Source organism: Bradyrhizobium embrapense (genome assembly GCF_001189235.2).
GTDB lineage: Bacteria > Pseudomonadota > Alphaproteobacteria > Rhizobiales > Xanthobacteraceae > Bradyrhizobium > Bradyrhizobium embrapense.
Map to the genome: position 1 here is coordinate 205,918 of NZ_LFIP02000003.1, position 22,441 is coordinate 228,358.

16 protein-coding genes are annotated in these 22,441 nt (G+C 64.3%); 5 read left to right on the forward strand and 11 right to left on the reverse strand.

Annotation, left to right across the window (positions count from 1 at the left end; genetic code table 11):
* Window positions 1–11 precede the first annotated feature (11 nt).
* Window positions 12–1,820, forward strand: a complete 1,809-nt coding sequence (locus AKN83_RS15040) for a glycoside hydrolase family 15 protein (protein ID WP_050402081.1) — start codon at window positions 12–14, stop codon at window positions 1,818–1,820.
* Between the two features lie 25 nt (window positions 1,821–1,845).
* Here AKN83_RS15040 and AKN83_RS15045 read toward each other — a convergent pair whose 3' ends face one another.
* The 8 genes from AKN83_RS15045 to AKN83_RS15080 all read right to left on the reverse strand — a co-directional run bounded on the left by AKN83_RS15045 (window position 1,846) and on the right by AKN83_RS15080 (window position 10,639).
* Window positions 1,846–2,649: a Cof-type HAD-IIB family hydrolase gene (locus tag AKN83_RS15045; protein ID WP_050402082.1), complete on the reverse strand. Its 804-nt coding sequence runs from the start codon at window positions 2,647–2,649 to the stop codon at window positions 1,846–1,848.
* On the reverse strand, window positions 2,646–3,134 hold the full coding sequence (locus tag AKN83_RS41195) for a gluconokinase (protein WP_050402083.1): 489 nt from the start codon (window positions 3,132–3,134) through the stop codon (window positions 2,646–2,648). The genes AKN83_RS15045 and AKN83_RS41195 overlap by 4 nt, the downstream gene beginning before the upstream one ends.
* Window positions 3,135–3,191: 57 nt before the next feature.
* Entirely contained in the window at window positions 3,192–3,941 is a 750-nt protein-coding gene (pgl, locus tag AKN83_RS41200) for a 6-phosphogluconolactonase (RefSeq protein ID WP_050402084.1), read from the reverse strand.
* Between the two features lies 1 nt (window position 3,942).
* A complete protein-coding gene (gene zwf / locus AKN83_RS15060) occupies window positions 3,943–5,436 on the reverse strand; it encodes a glucose-6-phosphate dehydrogenase (RefSeq protein WP_172803556.1) in 1,494 nt (497 codons plus the stop codon).
* Window positions 5,437–5,455: 19 nt separating this feature from the next.
* Window positions 5,456–6,439 carry a phosphogluconate dehydrogenase (NAD(+)-dependent, decarboxylating) gene (gene gnd, locus AKN83_RS15065; RefSeq protein ID WP_050402086.1) on the reverse strand — a complete coding sequence of 328 codons (984 nt, stop codon included), beginning with the start codon at window positions 6,437–6,439 and terminating at the stop codon, window positions 5,456–5,458.
* Between the two features lie 11 nt (window positions 6,440–6,450).
* Entirely contained in the window at window positions 6,451–9,297 is a 2,847-nt protein-coding gene (locus AKN83_RS15070; RefSeq protein WP_050402087.1) for a bifunctional transaldolase/phosoglucose isomerase, read from the reverse strand.
* A gap of 234 nt (window positions 9,298–9,531) precedes the next feature.
* Entirely contained in the window at window positions 9,532–9,981 is a 450-nt protein-coding gene (locus AKN83_RS15075) for a DsrE family protein (RefSeq protein WP_050402088.1), read from the reverse strand.
* A gap of 40 nt (window positions 9,982–10,021) precedes the next feature.
* Window positions 10,022–10,639 (reverse strand): hypothetical protein, encoded by a 618-nt coding sequence (locus tag AKN83_RS15080; RefSeq protein ID WP_050402089.1) that lies wholly within the window; start codon window positions 10,637–10,639, stop codon window positions 10,022–10,024.
* Window positions 10,640–11,146: 507 nt separating this feature from the next.
* On the opposite strand from AKN83_RS15080, the gene AKN83_RS15085 reads away from it, so the two are divergent.
* From AKN83_RS15085 to AKN83_RS15100, 4 genes are all read left to right on the forward strand, one after another.
* The gene (locus AKN83_RS15085) at window positions 11,147–13,090 is read left to right on the forward strand and encodes a PrkA family serine protein kinase (RefSeq protein WP_050402090.1); all 1,944 of its coding nucleotides are present in this window, start codon (window positions 11,147–11,149) and stop codon (window positions 13,088–13,090) included.
* 109 nt (window positions 13,091–13,199) lie between these two features.
* Window positions 13,200–14,471: a YeaH/YhbH family protein gene (locus tag AKN83_RS15090; protein WP_050402091.1), complete on the forward strand. Its 1,272-nt coding sequence runs from the start codon at window positions 13,200–13,202 to the stop codon at window positions 14,469–14,471.
* Window positions 14,472–14,475: 4 nt separating this feature from the next.
* Window positions 14,476–16,020 (forward strand): SpoVR family protein, encoded by a 1,545-nt coding sequence (locus AKN83_RS15095; RefSeq protein WP_050402092.1) that lies wholly within the window; start codon window positions 14,476–14,478, stop codon window positions 16,018–16,020.
* Between the two features lie 254 nt (window positions 16,021–16,274).
* The gene (locus AKN83_RS15100; protein WP_172803557.1) at window positions 16,275–17,471 is read left to right on the forward strand and encodes an ABC transporter substrate-binding protein; all 1,197 of its coding nucleotides are present in this window, start codon (window positions 16,275–16,277) and stop codon (window positions 17,469–17,471) included.
* A 63-nt stretch (window positions 17,472–17,534) separates the two neighbouring features.
* Here the strand turns inward: AKN83_RS15100 and AKN83_RS15105 are convergent, their stop codons facing one another.
* Genes AKN83_RS15105 through AKN83_RS15115 form a run of 3 tightly spaced genes read right to left on the reverse strand, consistent with a single transcriptional unit; the run spans window position 17,535 to window position 22,203 of the window.
* A complete protein-coding gene (locus AKN83_RS15105; protein ID WP_050402093.1) occupies window positions 17,535–18,590 on the reverse strand; it encodes a 2-oxoacid:ferredoxin oxidoreductase subunit beta in 1,056 nt (351 codons plus the stop codon).
* Window positions 18,587–20,434 carry a 2-oxoacid:acceptor oxidoreductase subunit alpha gene (locus tag AKN83_RS15110; protein WP_050402094.1) on the reverse strand — a complete coding sequence of 616 codons (1,848 nt, stop codon included), beginning with the start codon at window positions 20,432–20,434 and terminating at the stop codon, window positions 18,587–18,589. Before AKN83_RS15110 ends, AKN83_RS15105 begins: the two co-directional genes overlap by 4 nt.
* The gene (locus AKN83_RS15115; RefSeq protein ID WP_050402095.1) at window positions 20,404–22,203 is read right to left on the reverse strand and encodes an FAD-dependent oxidoreductase; all 1,800 of its coding nucleotides are present in this window, start codon (window positions 22,201–22,203) and stop codon (window positions 20,404–20,406) included. The genes AKN83_RS15110 and AKN83_RS15115 overlap by 31 nt, the downstream gene beginning before the upstream one ends.
* Between the last annotated feature and the right edge of the window lie 238 nt (window positions 22,204–22,441).

Sequence of the window (22,441 nt, forward strand, 5' to 3'; positions counted from 1 at the left end):
GAGCACGGCGCGTGGCCTCTCGCATCGAAGACTATGGACTGATCGGCGACTGCGAGACCGCGGCGCTGGTCGGCCGTGACGGCTCGATTGACTGGCTGTGCTGGCCGGGATTCGACTCCGACGCCTGCTTCGCTGCGCTGCTCGGCACGTCGCGAAATGGCCGCTGGCTGCTGGCGCCCACTGGCGAGATCAGGCAGATCTCGCGGCGTTATTGGGACGATACGTTGATCCTGGAGACGCGGTTCGAGACCGAGGGCGGCGTTGTCGCGCTGATCGACTTCATGCCGCCGCGCGGCAATGCCTCCGACGTGGTTCGCTTGGTTCGAGGCATCAGCGGCCGAGTCAAGATGCACATGGAGCTGGTGATCCGCTTCGGCTTCGGGGTCGATGTCCCCTGGGTGAAGAAGAACCCGGACGGCGAGGGGCTGCTGGCGATCAGCGGGCAGGACATGACCGTGCTGCGCACGCCGGTTAGGACATCGGGCAAGGACCTAACCACGATCGCTGATTTCGAGGTAGGCGAGGGCGATACCGTGCCGTTCGTCATGACCTATGGCGCGTCCTTTCAGCAGCTGCCGGAGCCGATCGATCCGGAGGCGGCGCTAAAGGATACCGAGGACTACTGGAAGGAATGGTGCAGCCGTTCGACCTATGACGGCAGCCTTCAGCGCGATCTCGTGATGCGTTCGCTCATCACGCTGAAGGCGCTGACCTTCAGGCCGACCGGCGGCATCGTCGCGGCACCGACCACCTCGTTGCCGGAGAAGCTCGGCGGCGCGCGCAACTGGGACTACCGGTTCTGCTGGCTGCGCGACGCCACCTTCACGATGCTGGCTCTGATGAATTCGGGCTACACCGAGGAAGCGGCGGCTTGGCACAATTGGCTGCTGCGGGCCGCGGCCGGCGCGCCGGCCAACATGCAGATCATGTACGGCATCCTGGGCCAGCGGCGCCTCCTGGAATGGGAGGCCGGATGGCTGTCCGGCTATGAGGGGGCACAGCCGGTCCGCATCGGCAACGCCGCGCATGCGCAGCTTCAACTCGATGTCTATGGCGAGCTGATCGACGCGTTCCATCAGTCCCGCATGGCGAAGTTGAATCTCGACAAGGAAAGCTGGTCGCTCGAGTGCACCGTCGTCAGCCATCTCGCCGAGGTGTGGGACCAGCCGGATCATGGTATCTGGGAGCGGCGCGGCACTCCGAGACACTATGTGTTCTCCAAGGTGATGTGTTGGGTCGCCTTCGACCGCGCGATCAAGAGCGCGGAGCGGTTCGGTTTCAAGGGGCCGCTGGTCAAATGGCGGGTGCTGCGCGAGGCGATCCATCGCGAGGTCTGCCGGCGTGGCTTCGATCCTGATCTCGACAGCTTCGTCGAGAGCTACGGCTCGAAGCTGCTCGACGCCAGCCTGCTGCTGCTGCCGTCGGTCGGCTTCCTGCCGCCGGACGATCCACGCATCCGTGGCACGATCGCGGCGGTCGAACGCCACATGATGCGCGACGGCTTCGTGCTGCGGCACGATCCGCGCGAGGTGTCCGACGAAGTCCAGCCGATCGAGGGCGCATTCCTGGCCTGCAGCCTATGGCTCGCCGATGCCTATGTGCTGGCGGGGGACGTCGACAAGGCACAGACCATGTTCGACCGCGTCGTGGCGGTCGCCAACGATCTCGGGCTGCTGGCGGAGGAGTTCGACCCCGGCGCCGGCCGGCAGACCGGCAACTTCCCGCAGGCGCTGACCCATATCGCGCTGATCAATACCGCGCACAATCTCAGTGCCGCCAGGGCCGACGCCGAGAAGCCGGCGGTCCAGCGGTCGACCTGATCAGGGCATCCTGGGGGGCGCTGCTTCAGTGGAGCTGCAGCAACATGTCCATCGCGCGCGCGAAACCGTCGCGCTCGTTGGTCTCGGTGACATGCGTGGCGCGGGCCTTCACGTCGTCGCTGGCGTTGCCCATCGCGAACGAGACGCCGCTTCGCGCGAACATCGGCAGATCGTTCTGCATGTCGCCGATCGTGGCGACATTCTCGAGCGACACGCCAAGACGTTTCGCGATACCCTCGACGAAGGTACCCTTGTCGTGGCCGGGCGGGGTGACGTCGAGATAGTAGGTTTGCGAGCGGACCGCGGTGGCATCCTGGCCGACCATCTGCTGCATCTCCGCCTCGCAGCGCTGCAGCAGGGGCGCATCCGAGCTCGCGCCGACGATCTTGCAAGCCTGGTCGAGATAGGGCGTGAAATCGTCGACGATGGTCGGATCATGCTTGATCGTGCGCTGCTCGTGCGCGGTATATTCGCCGTCGGGATTTCGGGTCAGCCAGCGGTCGTTGGTGAACAGCCAGATGTCGATGCCGCGCTCACGGAGCAGCTCGATGCAGCGCCTGGCGATGGCCGGCGGGATCAGATGCTGTTCGAGCGGCTTCAATTGCGGATCGACGATCGAGGAGCCGTTGAAGGCGCCAATCGGCAGCGCGATCGCGAGCGGCGCGACCAGGAAGCCCATCCCGATGGTCGGCCGGCTGGAGACGATGGTGAAGCCGATGCCGGCCTCATGCAGCCTGCGCACGGCCGCCCTGGCGCCGCCGGTCAAGGTCTTGTCCTTGGTGAGCAGCGTGCCGTCGACATCGGACACGACAAGGGCGATGCGGGTCATGAGCGGTCCAGCTTCAGTTGATTGACGATGTCTGCGACGATGGTGTCGACCGAACGGTCGATCGCAACCGTGATCGGGCGCTCGTCCGGCGTCGGCGGCTCCAGCGTCTTGAACTGGCTGGCGAGCAAGCCCGGCGGCATGAAATGGTCCTTGCGCGCGGCCAGCCGCGTCGCGATCAGCTCCTGCGTGCCGTCGAGGAAGACGAGGCGGATATCGTCGCGGCCATGCACCAGGATGTCGCGATAGCTGCGCTTCAGGGCGGAGCAGGCGATCACGGCGGGTTCGCGGACGCCGCAGGTACGGTCGATCTCGGCGGCGATCGCGCGCAGCCAGGGCCAGCGATCCTCGTCGGTGAGCGGCTGGCCGGAATGCATCTTCGCGACATTGCTTGGCGGGTGGAAGCTGTCGCCGTCCTCGAAGCGCCAGCCGATCCTGATCGCGAGGCGGTCGGCGATGGTGCTCTTGCCCGAGCCGGAGACGCCCATCACGACCAGCGCGCAGGGGTTTTGCCCGTCACCCAAGAAAGTCACCCAAACAAATCATCAAACAGAATCCTCCGGCAGCGCAGCCTGATCGATCAGCCAGACGGTTTCGCCCAGCGATCGCGCGCGGTTTGCCGGCAGGTTCTCGCCTGCGAACAGGCGCGTCAAGATCGCGCGCTTAGTTTCGCCTGCCACCTCGAACAGCATCTCGCGGCAGGAGGCGAGCGCGGGCAGGGTCAGCGACACCCGCGGCACGAACGGTTCGACGTTGGCCTTCGGGACCCCGACCACCCAGCGCTGCGTCTCCTCGACCGCGGGATAGCCCGGAAACAACGAGGCGGTATGGCCATCGGGTCCGATGCCCATCAGCACGAGGTCGAACAGCGGCCGCTTCGGATCGAGCTGCTCGGCGCCATAGAACGCCATCAGCTCGTTCTCATAGAGCGCCGCGCTGATGTCGGGATCCCTGAGATCGGCGGTGTCGGTTGCGATCGGGTGGACGTTGGCGGCCGGAGCGCAGCGGTCGAGGAAGGCCTGGCGCGCCATGCTCATATTGTGCAGCTTGTCTTTGCGTGGCACCAGGCGCTCGTCGCCGATGAACCAGTCGACGCGGTCCCACGGAATCCTCGCGCGATAATCCGGCGTCGCCAGCAGCTGGTAGAGCGCCTTGGGGCTGGAGCCGCCGGTGAGGCAGACCGCGATCCGGCCGCTGTTCTGATCGAACCTGGCGAGCACCCGCTCGGCGGCCGTCTTCGCCAGTGCCGCTGGATCGGCGACCGTGATGATCCTGCGCTCGCCGGGCGTGGTCATCTCAGCTGAGCTTCCGCCAGCTGCGGCCATCGCGGGTCAGCAGCGCGTTGGCCGCCTCGGGGCCCTCGCTGCCGGCCTTGTAGGGCTGCAGGCCGCGCCCGCCGGCGCTCTTCCAGGCGTCGATGAAGGGCTGCACCGCCTGCCATCCGGCCTCGACGCTATCGGCGCGCTGGAACAGTAAATTGTCGCCGATCATGCAGTCATAGATCAGCGTCTCGTAGCCGGTCGACGGCTCGGCCTTGAAGTAGTCCTTGTAGCGGAACTTCATCTCGACGCCGTCGATGTCGATGGCCGGGCCAGGCACCTTGGTGTTGAATTGCAGCTCGATGCCTTCGGTCGGCTCGGTGGAGATGACGAGGTAATTCTGCGACAGGCGGTCGACCGCGGTGTCTCGGAACATCGCGAACGGCGCCTGCTTGAACTTGATCGCGATCTCGGTGCGCTTGGTCGCCAGCGCCTTGCCGGTGCGCAAATAGAACGGCACGCCGGCCCAGCGCCAATTGTCGATGGTCAGCTTCAGCGCGGCATAGGTCTCGGTCGAGCTGTCCGGCCTGACATCCGGTGTCTTGAGATAGTCCTCGATCTCGGCGTCGCCGATCCGGCCGCCGCGATACTGGCCGCGCACCGAGTTGGACAGCGCCTCCTGCGCGCTCTGGATCTGGATCGCGCTCAGGACCTCGGCCTTCTCGGAGCGCACCGCATGCGCGTCGAACCGCGCCGGCGGCTCCATCGTCACCAGCGACAGCAGCTGGAACAGATGGTTCGGCACCATGTCGCGCAGCGCGCCGGTGGCGTCGTAGAAGCTGCCGCGGTGGCCGACGCCGAGCTTCTCGTCGACGGTGATCTGGACGTGGTCGATGTGGTTGCGATTCCAGATCGGCTCGAACATGCCGTTGGCAAAGCGCAGCACCAGGATGTTCTGGACGGTTTCCTTGCCGAGGTAATGGTCGATCCGGTAGATCTGGTGCTCGTCCATCAGCTTCAGCAGGGCGGCGTTTAGCGCCCTGGCCGACGCCAGATCGGTGCCGAACGGCTTTTCGATGATCAGCCGCCGCCAGGCGCCGTTCTCCTCCAGCATGCCGGTGCGCCCGAGCTGCTCGCTGATCGGCAGGAAGGCGCTCGGCGGGGTCGCGAGATAGAACAGCCGGTTGCCGCCGGTGCCGCGCGCCGTCTCGAGCTTGTCGAGCCGTTCGTTCATGGCGTCAAAGGACGACGGATCCCTCGGATCGGCCTCGATCGCGGTGACGCATTCGAACAGCCGTTTCGCGATCGTCTCGTCGACCGGGCGGGTGGCGAACTTGCGCAGCCCCTGCATCAGGCTGTCGGTCAGCTGCTCGTTCGACATGCCCTTGCGGACGATGCCGACAACGCAGAATTTCTCCGGCAGCAGGTTGCCGGCGGCGAGATTGTAGAGCGCCGGGACCACCAGCCGGTGCGTCAGATCACCGGTGGCGCCGAAAATGATGAAGGAGCAAGGATCGGGTTTCTTCTGCACGTGACCTTCCGCGTTCAATTCAAGCCTTCTTCGGCGGCTCCTTGTGGCCGCCAAAACCTGCGCGCATCGCCGAGAGGATCTTCTCGGCGAATGTGTGATCCTTGCGCGAGCGGAAGCGGGTGTAGAGCGCGGCCGTCAGCACCTCCGCCGGCACTGCCTCGTCGACCGCCGCGTTGACGGTCCAGCGGCCTTCGCCGGAATCCTCGACGAAGCCGGAATAATTGTCGAGCGTGTGGTTCTGCGCCAGCGCCGAGGCCGTGAGGTCGAGCAGCCAGGATGGGATCACGCTCCCGCGCCGCCACACTTCGGCGATGTCGGCGATGTCGAGATCGAAGCGATGCTCCGGCGGCAGCGCCTCGATATTGGCGTTCTTCAGGATGTCGAAGCCCTCGGCATAGGCCTGCATCAGACCGTATTCGATGCCGTTGTGGATCATCTTGACGAAATGCCCGGCACCAACAGGACCGGCGTGGATGTAGCCCTGTTCGATGCGCGGATCCCGGCCCTCGCGGCCGGAGGTGCGCGGGATGTCGCCGATGCCCGGCGCCAGCGTCTTGAAGATCGGGTCGAGCCGGTCGACCACCTTCTTGTCGCCGCCGATCATCATGCAGTAGCCGCGCTCGATGCCCCAGATGCCGCCGCTGGTGCCGACATCGACGTAATGCAGCCCACGCTCCCGGAGTGCCTTGCCGCGGCGGACGTCGTCCTGCCAGAAGGTGTTGCCGCCGTCGATGATGACGTCGCCCGGCTGCATCAGCTTCGACAGCGCCTCGATGGTGGCTTCGGTGATCTTGCCGGCCGGCAGCATCACCCAGGCGGTGCGCGGCGCTTCCAGCTTGAGGACGAAATCCTCCAGCGACGAGGCGCCGGCGGCGTTGTCGGCGACCAGCGCCGCGACCGCCTTCGGATCCTTGTCGTAGACCACGGTGGTGTGGCCATTGCTCATCAGGCGGCGGACGATATTGCCGCCCATCCGCCCGAGGCCGATCATGCCGAGTTGCATCCCTGCCTCCGTCAGTTCAGTGCGGCCGAGATCGCGGCATCGAGTGCCGCAAGCCCGGAGGTGAGATCGCCCTTGAGATGCACCCGCAGCGCCCGCCGGCCGCGCTCGGTGAGCACGTCGAAATCGCCGCGCGCCTGCGCCGCCTTGATGACGCCGAAGCTCGCCTTCTGGCCGGGCACCGGAAGGTCCTGGCTGTCGTCGGTCGTGACCTGCAGGAACACGCCGCTGTCGGGCCCGCCCTTGTAGGCCTGCCCGGTCGAGTGCAGGAAGCGCGGGCCGAACTCGGCGCAGGTCGCCAGGTGCTTTGCGTCGCGCACTTTCAGCCGCATCGCCTGCATGGCGTCGATGGTGTCGCCGTCGCGCTCGATATAGGCGAGCAGGGCGACATAGTCGCCGCGGCCGGAGCGCGACAGGTGGGCCTTGATCCAGGAATTGAGGTCGCCATTGGCGCCGGCCTTGCGCAGATCCTCGGCGTTCTGCGCGTCGGTGTAGAGCTCGATCCCGTCCGCCGACGCCACCGGCTGCTCGGCCGGCAGCGATCCGGTCTTCTCAAACGCCGCCGTCAGCTCGCGGGTCTTGACCTTGGCGGCCTCGACGTCGGGCTGGTTGAACGGGTTGATGCCGAGGATCGAGCCTGCGACCGCGGTCGCAATCTCGAAGCGGAAGAACTCCTGGCCGATATGGTCGATCGACTTCATCACGATCCGGACGACGGGATGGCCGGCGGCCTCGAGCGCAGCGAGCTTGGCCTCATGCGCAGCATCGTGCTCGCCCTCGGTGCGCAGGTCGATGAAGAAGCGGTCGTTGCCGTAGACCACAGCATCGCCGATGGTCTCGCCCTCGATCGGGATCAGGCCCTTGCCGTCCTTGCCGGTCGATTCGGCGATCAGCTGCTCGGCCCAGGCGCCGAAATCGGCGACGTCGGGCGAGGCGAAGATCGTCACCTTGTCGCGGCCTTCCAGCCCGGCGATGCCCATTGCCAGTCCGAGCTGGACGCCCGGGTTTTCCTGCGGCGGCACGTCGGCGCCGCAGGAGCGCACCATGGCGAGCGTATGGCCGAGCAGGCTGCGGACGTCGATGCCCGCGGCCGCTGCCGGCACCAGGCCGAACGGCGACAGCACGGAATAGCGGCCGCCGATCGCGGGGTCGCCGTAGAAGATGCGGGCAAAGCCCTGCTTGATCGCGACCTTCTGCAGCGACGAGCCGGGATCGGTCACCGCGATGAAACGATGTCCGGCCTTGTCCTTGCCGATCGCCTTGGCCACCCGGTCGAAGAAATAGTCCTTCATCACATTCGGCTCGGTGGTGCCGCCGGACTTGGACGAGACGATGAACAGCGTTTTTGCGATATCGACATACTCCTCCATCGCGCGCACCTGCGCCGGATCGGTGGAGTCGAGCACGTGCAGCCGCGGGAAGCCGGACTTGTGCGGGAAGGTCTGGGCCAGGACCTCCGGCCCGAGGCTCGATCCGCCCATGCCGAGCACGACGGCGTCGGTGAAGTTCTGGCCCTTCACGCGTTTGGCGAAATCCTCGTAGTCGGCGACGTCGGCGGAAGCGGCGCTGGTCAGCCAGCCCAGCCATTTGTCCTCGTCATCGCCGGTCCAGACCGACTTGTCCTTGTGCCAGAGCCTTCGGATCTTGGCGGAGGCGCGCCAGTCCTCGGTGCTCTTCTCGACCGCCTTCGCGATGCCGGCGCCGAGCGCCAGCTTCTGCTGGTCGATGCCGCCGCCGAGCGAGGTCGCGCGCTTGTGGGCGACCGCGCCGTACAGCTTGTCGGCCGCGTCGGCGAACAGCTTGACGCCGTCCTTGACCAGCTCCTCGGTGATCGCATCGAGCGAGATGCCGGACTTCTCCAGCTGCTCCAGCACGTGGCGGGCGTCCGCGACATTCTCCTCGAGGCTGTCGCGGACCTTGCCGTGGTCGCGGAAGGCGTCGAGCGTCGCCGGCGGGACGGTGTTGACCGTGTCGGGGCCGATCAGCTCCTCGACATAGAGCACATCGCTATAGTCCTTGTTCTTGGTACCGGTGGACGCCCACAGCAGCCGCTGCGGCTTGGCACCCTTGGCGGTGAGCTTGTCCCAGCGCGCCCCCGAGAACAGGCGCTTGTAGTCCTGGTAGGCGAGCTTTGCATTGGCGATCGCGACCTTGCCCTTCAGCGCCGCGAGCCGCTCCTTCTCGGATGGGTCGTTGGCGCGCGCGATCTTCTCGTCGAGCTGCTTGTCGACGGCGCTATCGATGCGGCTGACGAAGAAGCTGGCGACGCTCGCGACATGGGAAGGATCGCCACCCTTGGCGACGTACTTCTCCAGGCCCTTGAGATAGGCCTCCGCGACCTGCCGATAGACCTTCTGCGAGAACAGCAGCGTGATGTTGATGCTGATGCCTTCGCCGATCAGATACTCGATCGCCGGCAGACCCTCCGGCGTCGCCGGCACCTTGACCATCAGGTTCTTGCGATGGACGTCCTTCCAGAGCCGCTCGGCCTCCACGATCGTGCCCTTGGTATCCATCGCCAGATAGGGCGACACTTCGAGGCTGACGAAGCCGTCGCCGCCATGGCTGTGGTCGTAGACCGGGCGCAGCACGTCGGCGGCATGCTGGATATCCACGACGGCAAGATGCTCGAACAGGTCGGCGACGGAGCGGTCGCCCTTCTTGAGGGCCTGGCCGATCGCCCCGTCATACTCGTCCGAGCTGCCGATCGCCTTCTCGAAGATCGAGGGGTTGGACGTCACGCCTTTGACGCCGTCGGTCTCGATCAGCCGCTTCAGGTCGCCCTTGGCGACGAAGCCGCGGGCGAGGAAGTCCAGCCAGACGGCCTGGCGGTGATTTTCGAGTGCTTTGACGGGGTTCATGGGTGCCTGTTCTCGTTCGATCGAGGGTCGATTTTTGGGTTCCCGGGCAGCTTTCGGGGGTGGAGGCGGATTGTCAACATGACTGGGGGCCCGGGCGGAATATCAGCATTCCCAAGGGATAACGCCATTCACAACAGTTCGATCCCCTCGGAGCGTGGTAGGAGCAGACCCTGATCTCGGCACATTTTTATGACGCGTGCGGCGCATGCCTGTGCGTCACGGCCGCAGCGCGCGTCAGGGCCGCAGGTAGAGGTAGCCCTCGGATTGCAGCTCGGCGAGCCGGACCACGCCGCCGCGCTCGGCGGCGACGAAGCCCGGGAGCAGGTCGGCGAGGGTGATGTTCTGCGATTTCATGGTGTTGCCGCAGGCGGCGAGCTCGATGCCATCCTTGGCGAACTGTCCGACACGCTTCGACAGGTCGGGATTGGCCGCCGCCGCATGAAACGCCTTCAGCGCCCGGCCATGCACCACGAGCGCGATCGTCACATGGCCGGGTCCGCCGACGCCGTCGAGATGGTTCTGGATGTTGCCGATCACGAAATTGACCTTGTCGAGGTCGTCGAGGTGGTAGGCCACCCTCAGCTTTGCCGGTGGTGGAGTCTCAGTAGCGGCGTTCGCCCGTGACGCCGCGAAGGCCGCGCCGACCGCCGAGAGCGTACCCCACAGGATGCTGCGTCGCTGCATGGCGTCCCTCGCGCAATTGTTGTCGACCGGGCCGAGCCTATCACTTGTGGCGGAGCGCAGCGAGTTCCTTGCGGTCGGTCACAAGTTCGGCGCATTCGCCTGGAGCCGCCCGATCGACGCGGAAGATCTTGTCATCGGCGCCGGCAAGCAGCTCTTCGCTCGCCTCATCGTCGGGCTTGTTGCGATTCCACATCCTGATGCTGGCGAGGCGTGCGATCGCGGACTTATCGTCCTTCGACAACGCCACGCTGATACCGCCGCCTTCACAATCCACGCCGCATTCGAAGCGGATTTCGTGTCCGGATTCGGTCGCAATCGCATGGTTGCAGTAGCCGCTGGAGTCGAAATTGCCGGGGCGATGACGATAGGTAACGCCAAGCCGGAACGAGTAACTGGTAGTCCCGTCCTCCGGCGCATCTTCGGCGGCGACGAGGAGCTTCATCGCGCTGACCTTCTGCTTCGGATGCTGCGCCAGATGATTTGCATCGTATCGCCGCACGAAGCAGGCATAGGCTTTCGCGCCCGGCGGGCCTGCAAACATCCTGTTGTCGAAGGCGGCCGCCTTGGCCTTGTCGATGCCTTCTTGCGCCTCGACGGTTAACGCCGCGCCGACGCAGGCTGCGGCGGCAAGTGCGACAACGAGGAATGTCTGCTTCATGACCGCCTCGGGAATAGCCGGCGTCTCCAAGCTGTCATCTTTACAGCGCGGCAATGGTGCCGCGTGGAACTGCGCGGGCTCGTTGGCTTAGTCGCGGCGACAAGGAGGCACGTTCAACGGCTTCTGAATGTTTGTTCATCCGAATCTGTGACGCGCACATCTTGACGCCAAGGCTGGACAGCCACACGTTTTCAGGGAGCCTAACGTTCATCGCCGGACGGGGAAGTTGCCCCGCTCGGATGTCCGTCTCGGAAGCCTGGCCCCGGTAAACCACGGATGTGGCTAAGGGGCTACAACCGCTAAAATCAGGTTACCAACGGGGGATATTGATGAACCATTAAGCTTCCTGCCTGTTGATAAGGCAGAGGCTGCACGCGCCGTGCATTGCCGAAATGAGTCGGTCGAGTGTCCAATGGACCCAGCGTGCCGACGCTGATTCGATCCTAGGACGCTCTGGTTGCGACTCGTGTCAGTCGTGCGGCGATACATATCGTGGAGATAGGGATCATGTACAACGATTCTTTGTTCAACGCCTTCGCAAGGTCGTTTGAAGCACGAAGCCAGACCGACATGTCGATGGCCGAGTATCTGGAGTCGTGTCGAAGTGATCCGATGCGATACGCCAATGCGGCCGAGCGGTTATTAGCGGCAATCGGTGAGCCCCAGATGATCGACACGGCCAAGGACCCACGCCTTGGCCGTATCTTTTTGAACCGTACGATCAGGTCGTATCCGGCCTTCGCCGGCTTCTACGGCATGGAGGACACGATCGAGCGCCTCGTCGGCTTCTTCCGTCACGCCGCGCAGGGCCTCGAAGAGCGCAAGCAGATCCTTTATCTGCTCGGACCGGTCGGCGGCGGCAAGTCGTCGCTCGCCGAGCGCATCAAGGCGCTGATGGAAATCCATCCGATCTACGTGCTGAAGGCGGGTGACGAATTGTCGCCGGTGTTCGAGAGCCCGCTCGGGCTGTTCGATCCCGAGCAGCTCGGGCCGATGATCGAGGAGAAGTACGGCATTCCGCGCCGCCGGCTCAGCGGGCTGATGTCGCCCTGGGCCTATAAGCGGCTGGAGGCCTTCGGCGGCGACATCTCGCAATTCCGCGTCGCGCGCATCCAGCCCTCCCGGCTGCGCCAGATCGCGGTCGCCAAGACCGAGCCCGGCGACGAGAACAACCAGGACATCTCCTCGCTGGTCGGCAAGGTCGACATCCGCAAGCTCGAGACCTACGCCCAGAACGATCCGGATGCCTACAGCTATTCCGGCGGCCTCAACCGCGCCAACCAGGGCGTGCTCGAGTTCGTCGAAATGTTCAAGGCGCCGATCAAGATGCTGCACCCGCTGCTGACGGCGACGCAGGAGGGCAACTACATCGGCACCGAGAACATCGGTGCGATCCCGTTCACCGGCATCATCCTCGCGCACTCCAACGAAGCCGAGTGGCAGAGCTTCAAGACCAACAAGAACAACGAGGCTTTCATCGACCGCATCTGCGTCATCAAGGTGCCGTACTGCCTGCGGGTCACCGAGGAGCAGAAGATCTACGAGAAGCTGATCCAGGGCTCCGAACTTGCCGCCGCGCCGTGCGCGCCGGCCACGCTGGAGACGCTGGCCCGCTTCTCGGTGATGTCGCGGCTGCGCAAGCACGAGAACTCGACGCTGTTCGGCAAGATGCGCGTCTATGACGGCGAGAGCCTGAAGGAATCCGATCCCAAGGCGCGCAGCGTTCAGGAGTACAAGGACGCGGCCGGGGTCGACGAGGGCATGGACGGCGTCTCGACCCGCTTTGCCTTCAAGGTGCTGGCCTCGACCTTCAACCACGATACCACCGAGGTCGGCGCCGACGCCGTGCATCTCATGTACGTGCTGGAGCAGGCGATCCGCCGCGAGCAGCTGCCTGACGAGACCGAGAAACGCTATCTCGAATTCATCAAGGCCGACCTCGCGCCGCGCTATGCCGAGTTCATCGGCAACGAGATCCAGAAGGCCTATCTGGAATCCTACGCCGACTACGGCCAGAATCTGTTCGACCGCTACGTCGACTACGCCGATGCCTGGATCGAGGACCAGGACTTCAAGGATCCCGACACCGGCCAATTGATGAACCGCGAGCTTTTGAACCAGGAGCTGACCAAGATCGAGAAGCCGGCCGGCATCGCCAATCCGAAGGACTTCCGCAACGAGGTCGTCAAGTTCTCGCTGCGTTCGCGGGCGCACAATGGCGGCAAGAATCCGAGCTGGACCTCGTACGAAAAGGTTCGCGACGTGATCGAGAAGCGGATATTCTCCCAGGTCGAGGATTTGCTTCCGGTCATCTCGTTCGGCTCCAAGAAGGACGGCGAGACCGAGAAGAAGCACGGCGAGTTCGTCGAGCGGATGGTGGAGCGCGGTTACACCGAGCGCCAGGTCCGCCGGCTGGTCGAGTGGTACATGCGGGTCAAGCAGGCCGGCTAATGCGCGATCCGGAAAGCCGGTAACGGCTTTCCGTCTCGTTACGTCCCTTCCAATAAGAATGCGATGCGACTGTCATGATCGCATCCGGTGAGGCAGATGCAACGTGGTCATGCATATCGTCGATCGGCGGTTGAATCCGGGTAGCAAGAGCCTGGAGAATCGCCAGCGCTTCCTGCGGCGTGCCAAGGCGCTGGTGCAGGGAGCCGTCAAGAAGTCGTCGCAGGACCGGGACATCAAGGATGTCCTGGAGGGCGGCGAGGTGACCATCCCGCTGGACGGCATGGATGAGCCGCGGTTCCGGCGCGAGGGCGGCACGCGTGACATGGTGCTGCCCGGCAACAAGAAATTCGTCGAGGGCGACTGGCTGCAACGCCCGAACCAGAGCGGCGGCAAGGGTTCCGGCGCGGGCGAGGGCGACAGCGAGGACGCGTTCCGCTTCGTGCTCAGCCGCGAGGAGTTCGTCGACCTCTTCCTCGACGACCTCGAATTGCCCGACCTTGCCAAGCGCAAGCTCGCGGAAACCGAGAGCGAGGGCATCCAGCGCGCCGGCTATGCGACCTCGGGCTCGCCCGCCAACATCTCGATCAGCCGCACCGTGAGCCGGGCCCTGGCGCGCCGCGTGGCGCTGCGCCGGCCGCGCAAGGACGAGATCGAGGCGCTCGAGGCGGAGCTTGCGGAGTGCGAGGACGAGACGCGCCGCCGCGAGCTGCTCACGCTGCTCGAAGCACTGAAGGCCAAGGCCAAGCGGATCCCTTTCATCGATCCGATCGACATCCGCTACCGCCGCTTCGAGACGGTGCCCAAGCCGGTGGCGCAGGCCGTGATGTTCTGCCTGATGGACGTCTCGGGCTCGATGTCCGAGCACATGAAGGATCTCGCCAAGCGGTTCTACATGCTGCTCTACGTCTTCCTGAAGCGGCGCTACAAGCATGTCGAGATCGTGTTCATCCGGCACACCGACCGCGCCGAGGAGGTGGACGAGGATACGTTCTTCCATGGACCGGCGTCCGGCGGCACGCTGGTGTCGAGCGCGCTGGTTGCGATGAATGACATCGTCCGCACCCGCTTCCGTCCCGCCGACTGGAACATCTATGCCGCGCAGGCTTCCGACGGCGACAACATGACCTCCGACAGCGGGGTGACCGGGCATCTGTTGACCGACAAGATCCTGCCGGTCTGCCAGTTCTTCGCCTATCTCGAGGTTGGCGAGGCCGCCAACTACACCTTCGACATGCCGGACTCCTCGCTCTGGACCCTCTATGAGCGTCTGCGCAACGAGGGCGCGCCGTTGTCGATGCGCAAGGTGAGCGAGCGCGGCGAGATCTTCCCGGTGTTCCAGGACCTGTTCAAGCGTCGCTCTACCAGTCAGGAAAGGGTATAGGTTGATGGGGTCTTCTGGCGAACGGCTGTTCGAGGGCGCCGACTGGGATTTCCAGACGTTGCAGCGGATTCACGATGCCTGCGAAGAGGTCGCCCGCAAGGAGCTCGGGCTCGACGTCTATCCCAACCAGATCGAGGTGATCACCGCCGAGCAGATGCTCGACGCCTATTCCTCGGTCGGCATGCCGCTGTTCTACAAGCACTGGTCGTTCGGCAAGCAGTTCGCCTTCCAGGAAGCCTCCTACCGCAAGGGCCTGATGGGCCTCGCCTATGAAATCGTGATCAACTCCTCGCCGTGCATCTCCTATCTGATGGAAGAGAACACCGCGACGATGCAGACGCTGGTGATCGCGCACGCGGCGTTCGGGCACAATCACTTCTTCAAGAACAACTATCTGTTCAAGCAGTGGACCGATGCGGACGGCATCCTCGATTATCTCGAATTCGCCAAGGGCTACATCGCGGCCTGCGAGGACCGCCACGGCCGCGAGACGGTGGAGCGGACGCTGGATGCCGCGCATGCGCTGATGTCGCATGGCGTCGACCGCTATCCCGGCAAGAAGACGCTCGACCTGCGTGCCGAGGAGAAGCGCGCCGGCGAGCGCCGGCAGCACGAGGAGGCCGTGTTCAACGATCTGTGGCGGACGGTGCCGAACACCAAGGCCAAGAGCAAGGCGACGCTCTCTGCCGAGCGGCGCCGCGCGCTGCTCGGCCTGCCGCAGGAGAACATCCTCTATTTCCTCGAGAAGACCGCGCCGCGCCTGCAAGGCTGGCAGCGCGAGCTGATCCGCATCGTGCGTCACATCGCGCAGTACTTCTACCCGCAGGGCCAGACCAAGGTGATGAACGAGGGCACCGCGACCTACGTGCATTACCGGATCATGAGCCGGCTGCATCAGCAGGGGCGGCTCACCGACGGCAATTTCCTCGAATTCCTGCAGTCGCACACCAATGTGGTGTTCCAGCCCGAGTTCGACGATCGCCGCTATTCCGGCTTCAATCCCTATGCGCTCGGCTTCGCCATGATGCAGGACATCGAGCGGATCGTGAAGAACCCGGAGAACGAGGATCGCGACTGGTTCCCCGACATTGCCGGCAAGGGCGATGTCGAGGGCGTGCTGCGCGAGATCTGGAGCAACTACCGCGACGAGAGTTTCATCAACCAGTTCCTCAGCCCGGCGCTGATCCGGCGCTTCCGCATGTTCCATCTGCACGACGACCCCGCGGAAAGCCAGGGGATCAAGGTCGATGCGATCCATGACGAACGTGGTTACCGCCGGGTGCGCCGCGAGCTGGCGCGGCAATACGATGTCGGCTTCGTCGACGCCAATATCGAGGTCATGGATGTCGATCTCGACGGCGACCGCCGCCTGATGCTGCGTCACACCACCGTGAAGGGCGCGCAGCTCAACGAGACCGACACGCGGCGCGTGCTGCAGCATCTCGCCGATCTGTGGTCCTACGACGTCGCACTGACCGAAGTCGATGGCACCGACAAGGTGCTGAAGGAATACGTCGTCAGCCCGCGCGCGGCTGCGGTCGCTGCTTGAGGATCACGCTCTCGCGATCATGAGCGCGGCGCACACCGCCGCGCGGAATGCTGGTCTTGCACGATGAACCTTCGTGTCTATCGAAGGCTCGCATCGCGAACATCCCGGCAACATTCCGGATTTTGAATCGCATCATGTTCCGTGCGCGAACGTGACTGCCGGCACGCGGAAATCTCGCGAGGCTTTCTTGGTGATTGCCGGCGCGCGGGCGCGATTGATAAGGTGCGCCGCGTCAAGAAAACCAAGAAAAGGATATGCTCTTGTCAACTCGCTCTTGCCTCACAGGCCTGCTCGCCGTTACCGCGCTGACGGCATCAACGATCTCGCTCTCCATTGCAGCCGATTCCGCAATCAAGATCGGAAACACCGCACCGTATAGCGGCCCGGCCTCCGCCTACGGCACGATCGCACGCGCCGAAGCCGCCTACTTCCAGATGCTCAACGACCAGGGTGGCATCAGCGGGCGCAAGATCGACTTCGAAAGTCTCGACGACGCCTATTCGCCGTCGAAAACCGTCGAGCAGACCCGCAAGCTGGTCGAGCAGGACGAGGTGCTGGCAATCTTCAGCGCGGTCGGCACCGCGCCGAACATCTCGGTGCAGAAGTACCTGAACATCAAGCACGTGCCGCAGCTGTTCGTGTCGTCAGGCGCGACGCGCTGGAACGATCCGAAGCAGTTCCCGTGGACCGTCGGCTTCAATCCGACCTACGAGCTCGAGGGCCGGCTCTACGCAAAGTACATCCTGAAGACCAGGCCGGACGCGAAGATTGCCGTCATCACGCCGAACGAAGACGCCGGCAAGGACTATCTCAGGGGCTTCAAGGACGGGCTCGGCGAGCATGTCGGCCAGATCGTTGCGGAGACCACCTACCTCACGACCGATCCGACCATCGATTCCCAGATGGTGACGATGCGCGAGTCCGGTGCCGACGTGTTCTTTGCCGAAGCGACGCCGAAATTCGCGGCGCAGGCGCTGCGCAAGGCCGCCAGCATGGGCTGGAAGCCGCTCACCATCCTGCCGACCGTCTCCAACTCGGTCTCCGCGGTGCTCGAGCCGGCCGGGCTCGAGAACGTCATCGGTGTCGTGACCGGGCTCTATCTCAAGGACCCGACCGATCCGCGTTGGGCCGACGATCCCGCGCAGCAGGAGTTTTCCGCCTGGATGAAGAAGTATCAGCCGAATGCCAGCCCGGGCGACCTATTCAACGTGCAGGGCTACACGGTCGCGCAGGTGATGGCGGCGGTGCTGAAGAACTGCAATGGCGACTACAGCCGCGACAACATCATCAAGCAGGCGACCAATCTGAAGCCGCTCGAACTACCGATGCTGCTGCCGGGCATCAAGGTGCAGACCGAGCCAGATAATGTCACGCCGATCCGCCAAATCCAGATGGCGCGGTTCGACGGCAAGTCCTGGGCGCTGTTCGGCGACGTCCTGAGCGACAAGTAGTACCAAACAGAAATCCGGCCTCTTGGCAGTGCCAGGAGGCCCGATTTGAAACCGAATTGAATGTCAGCGCAGGCTGGCGTTGATCTTGTCCAGCACGGCCGAGCCGGGGCAGAGCGCCTGCTCGTCCAGCGTGTTGAGCGGCGTCTCGACGGTGTCGAGATGGGTGTGCAGGTCCTCGGCGTCGGGATCGACGTAAAGCAGGCCGGTGACGATCTGGCCCTTGGCCGCGTGCTTCTGCAGGAAGGTCATTGCGCCGAGCCGATCGTGCGGATCGTAGTCGGCGTCGAGCTTGCGCAGCGCGAGCCGCGTGCCGTCATGCTGCTCGACGAGCTGCACGGTGCCGGGCGCGTAGTCGACGCTGATCGGCTCGCGGCCGACCAGCACGTCGAGCCGGTTCACCGCGTCATTGTGCTCGCGGACATAGTCGAAGCTCTTGGTCGAGCCGGCGTGGTTGTTGAAGGCGATGCAGGGGCTGATCACGTCGATGAAGGACGCGCCCTTGTGCCGGATCGCCGCCGCAATCAGCGGCACCAATTGCGTCTTGTCGCCGGAGAAGCTACGCGCCACGAAGGTTGCGCCGAGTTGCAGCGCGATCGCGACCAGATCGATCGCATTGTCGGTGTTGGTGACGCCCTTCTTGGATTTCGAGCCGCGGTCGGCGGTCGCCGAGAACTGGCCTTTGGTCAGGCCGTACACGCCGTTGTTCTCGACGATGTAGGTCATGTTGACGGCACGCCGGATCGAATGCGCGAACTGGCCGAAGCCGATCGATGCGGAATCGCCGTCGCCGGAGACGCCGAGATAGATCAGGTCGCGATTGGCGAGGTTGGCGCCGGTCAGCACCGACGGCATGCGGCCATGCACCGAGTTGAAGCCGTGCGAATTGCCGAGGAAATAGTCTGGCGTCTTCGACGAGCAGCCGATGCCGGATATCTTCGCCACCCGGTGCGGCTCGATCGAGAGCTCGTAGCAGGCTTCGATGATCGAGGCGGTGATCGAATCATGGCCGCAGCCGGCGCACAGGGTCGAAATCTTCCCCTCGTAGTCGCGATGAGTATAGCCCAGCTCGTTCTTCTTCAGGCCGGGGTGATGAAACTTCGGTTTTGCAATGTAGGTCATGTCACGGCCTTGCGGAGAGGGGTCACCTTGAGATGATCCTGGTGGTCGCCGATCGCGCTTGCGATGAAGCGTGCGGTGATCGGCGTGCCGTCATAGTGCAGGATCGGCACCAGCCGCACCGGGTCGATGCCGTTCTCGTTGACGATCAGTTGACGGAGCTGGGCGTCGCGGTTCTGTTCGACCACGTAGACGAAGTCGTGATCGGCGATGAAGCTCGCGACGCTGGAGTGGAACGGGAAGGCGCGAATGCGCATGCGGTCGAGCTGATGGCCGCGCGCCTCCAAAATCCCGATCGCCTCGTCCATCGCGGGCGAGGTCGAGCCGAAATACAGCACGCCGTACTTGGTCGGCTTTGCCGCGTTCGCCTGCAGCGGTCGCGGCACCATGTCCTGGGCGGTCTCGAACTTGCGCACCAGGCGCTGCATGTTGTCGGCGTAAACCGCGCCTTCCTCGGAATAGCGCGCGTAGCGGTCGCGCGAGGTGCCGCGGGTGAAGTAGGAGCCCTTGGTCGGATGCGTGCCGGGATAGGTGCGATAGGGGATGCCGTCGCCGTCGACGTCGAGATAGCGGCCGAAGTCGCGGCCTTCCTCGAGCATCTCCGCGGTCATCACCTTGCCGCGGTCATATTGCTTGGCATCGTCCCATTTCAGCGGGCGGCACAGCCGGTGATTCATTCCGATGTCGAGGTCGAGCATCAGGAAGATCGTGGTCTGCAGCCGCTCGGCGAGATCGAAGGAAGCGGCGGCGAACTCGAACGCTTCCGCCGGATCTTCCGGGAACAGCAGCACGTGCTTGGTGTCGCCGTGCGAGGCATAGGCGCAGGCGATCACGTCGCATTGCTGGGTGCGGGTCGGCATGCCCGTGGAAGGCCCGGCTCGCTGGATGTTCATGATCACGGCTGGGATCTCGGCGAAGTAGGACAGGCCGATGAACTCGGTCATCAGCGAGATGCCGGGACCCGAGGTCGCGGTGAAAGCCCGCGCGCCGTTCCAGGAGGCGCCGATCACGATGCCGATCGAGGCGAGCTCGTCTTCGCCCTGCACGATGGCGTATTTCGCCTTGCCGGTCTCGGGATCGTGGCGGTACTTCTTGCAGTGGCTGGTGAAGGCTTCCGCCACCGACGACGACGGCGTGATCGGATACCAGGCACACACGGTCGCGCCGCCATAGACGGCGCCGAGCGCGGCGGCGCTGTTGCCTTCCACGAAAATGCGGTCGCCGACCTTGTCGGACTTCTTGACCCGGAGCCCGATCGGGCATTTCAGGTTCTGCAGCGCCCAGTCGCGGCCGAGATGCAGCGCATGGACGTTGGAGGAGAGCAGCTTCTCTTTGCCCTTGTACTGCTCGCCGATCAGCTGCTCGACCAGCTTGGGATCGAGGTCGAGCAGGGCGCAGAGCGCGCCGAGATAGATGATGTTCTTGAACAGCTGGCGCTGCCTGGGATCGGTGTAGGTCGAGTTGGTGATCGCGGTCAGCGGCACGCCGATCACCGTGATGTCCTCGCGGAATTTCGACGTCGGCATCGGCTTGGTCGAATCGTAGAACAGATAGCCGCCGGGCTCGATCGAGGCGACGTCCTTGTCCCAGGTCTGCGGGTTCATCGCCACCATCATGTCGACGCCGCCACGGGCGCCGAGATGGCCGTCCTCGGTGACGCGCACCTCATACCAGGTCGGCAAGCCCTGGATGTTGGAGGGGAAGATGTTGCGCGGCGACACCGGCACGCCGTGACGCAGGATCGAACGCGCGAACAGTTCGTTGGCGGAGGCCGAGCCCGAACCGTTGACGTTGGCGAAGCGGACGACGAAGTCGTTTACGCTGCTGATCGGGCTTTGGACTGACATGTTGATCCCGCTTGAACCATATCGATGAGGTACTTCTGCATGTCCCAGGCGCCGGTCGGGCAGCGCTCGGCACACAGCCCGCAATGCAGGCAGACGTCTTCGTCTTTCACCATGACGCGGCCGGTCTTCAGGTCGCCGGAGACGTAGAGCGCCTGGTCGTGATGCGGCGAGGGCGCCTTCAGGCGCTGCCGCAGGTCGTCCTCTTCGCCATTCTCGGTGAAGGTGATGCAGTCCATCGGACAGATGTCCACGCAGGCGTCGCACTCGATGCACAGCGGCGCGGAAAACACCGTCTGCACGTCGCAGTTCAGGCAGCGCTGCGCCTCGCCGAGCGCGAGCTTGAGGTCGTAACCGAGCTCGACCTCGGTGCGGATGTCCTTCAGCGCGACCACCTTGTCGCGATGCGGCACCTTGAAGCGCTTGTCGGCGGAGATGTCGTTGTCATAGCTCCATTCGTGGATGCCCATCTTCTGCGAGGAGACGTGCACTTCGGGCAGCGGGCGCTCGTTGATGTCCTCGCCGGACAGCATCCGGTGGATGGACAGCGCGGCGTCATGGCCGTGCGCCACCGCCCAAATGATGTTCTTCGGCCCGAACGCCGCGTCGCCGCCGAAGAACACCTTCGGATTGGTCGAGACGAACGTCTTGGGGTCGACCTTCGGCATGTGCCACTTATCGAATTCGATGCCGCAATCGGCTTCGATCCAGGGGAACGCGTTCTCCTGGCCGACCGCAACGAGCACGTCGTCGCAGGGGATGGTCTCGTCCGGCTCGCCCGACGGCACCAGGTTACGCCGACCCTTGGCGTCGTATTCGGCCTTCACCTTCTGGAAAGTGACGCCGATCAGCTTGCCGGCCACATGCTTGAACGCCACCGGCACCATGTAGTTGAGGATCGGAATGTCCTCGTGGATGGCGTCTTCCTTCTCCCACGGAGAGGCCTTCATTTCCTCGAAGCCGGAGCGGACGACCACCTTGACGCTCTCGCCGCCGAGACGGCGCGCGGTGCGGCAGCAATCCATCGCGGTGTTGCCGCCGCCGAGCACGATGACGCGGCGGCCGATCTTGTCGACATGGCCGAACGACACGTTGGCCAGCCACTCGATGCCGATATGGATGTTGGCGGCGGCTTCCTTGCGGCCGGGAATGTCGAGCTCGCGGCCGCGCGGCGCGCCGCTTCCGACGAAGATCGCGTCATAGTTCTCGGCGAGCAGCTGCTTCAGGCTGTCGATGCGCTGGCCGCCCTTGAAGTCGACGCCGAGGCCCAGGATGTAGTCGGTCTCCTCGTCGATCACGCTGTCGGGCAGACGGAATTTCGGAATCTGGCTGCGCATCATGCCGCCGGCCTTGGGATCGCCGTCGAACACGGTGCAGTGATAGCCGAGTGGGGCAAGATCGCGCGCCACCGCGAGCGAGGCGGGGCCGCCGCCGACCAGCGCGATGCGCTTGCCGTTCTTCGGGCCGGGCTTCGGCAGGCGGTGCTTGATGTCGTCCTTGAAATCGGCGGCGACGCGCTTCAGGCGGCAGATCGCGACCGGATTGTCCTCGACCCGGCCGCGACGACACGCGGGCTCGCAGGGTCGGTCACAGGTGCGCCCGAGAATCCCGGGGAACACGTTCGACTTCCAATTGATCATATAGGCGTCGCTGTAACGCCCCTCAGCAATCAACCGGATGTACTCGGGAACGGGGGTGTGTGCGGGACAAGCCCATTGGCAATCGACTACTTTATGAAAGTAATCCGGCGCCGAGATATCAGTCGGTTTCATTCCTACCTTTGACCCGCGCGAAAATGCCTGGCCGCGCGGCCTTATCGTTGACGACGAACGCTCACACGGCGTTGTTCTGGTTTTTGAATTGGATCATAGGCTTATCTTATTAGAGCCGTTCCAGAGAAGGCAAAGGCTAAATTGTCCGATCATCAGCTTTCGCGCGGCTGATGCGCGTGTAGCGTTAATCTCGATTGCGTTATGTCGCGGTGCAGCATGGTCTGCACCGCGATGCCGC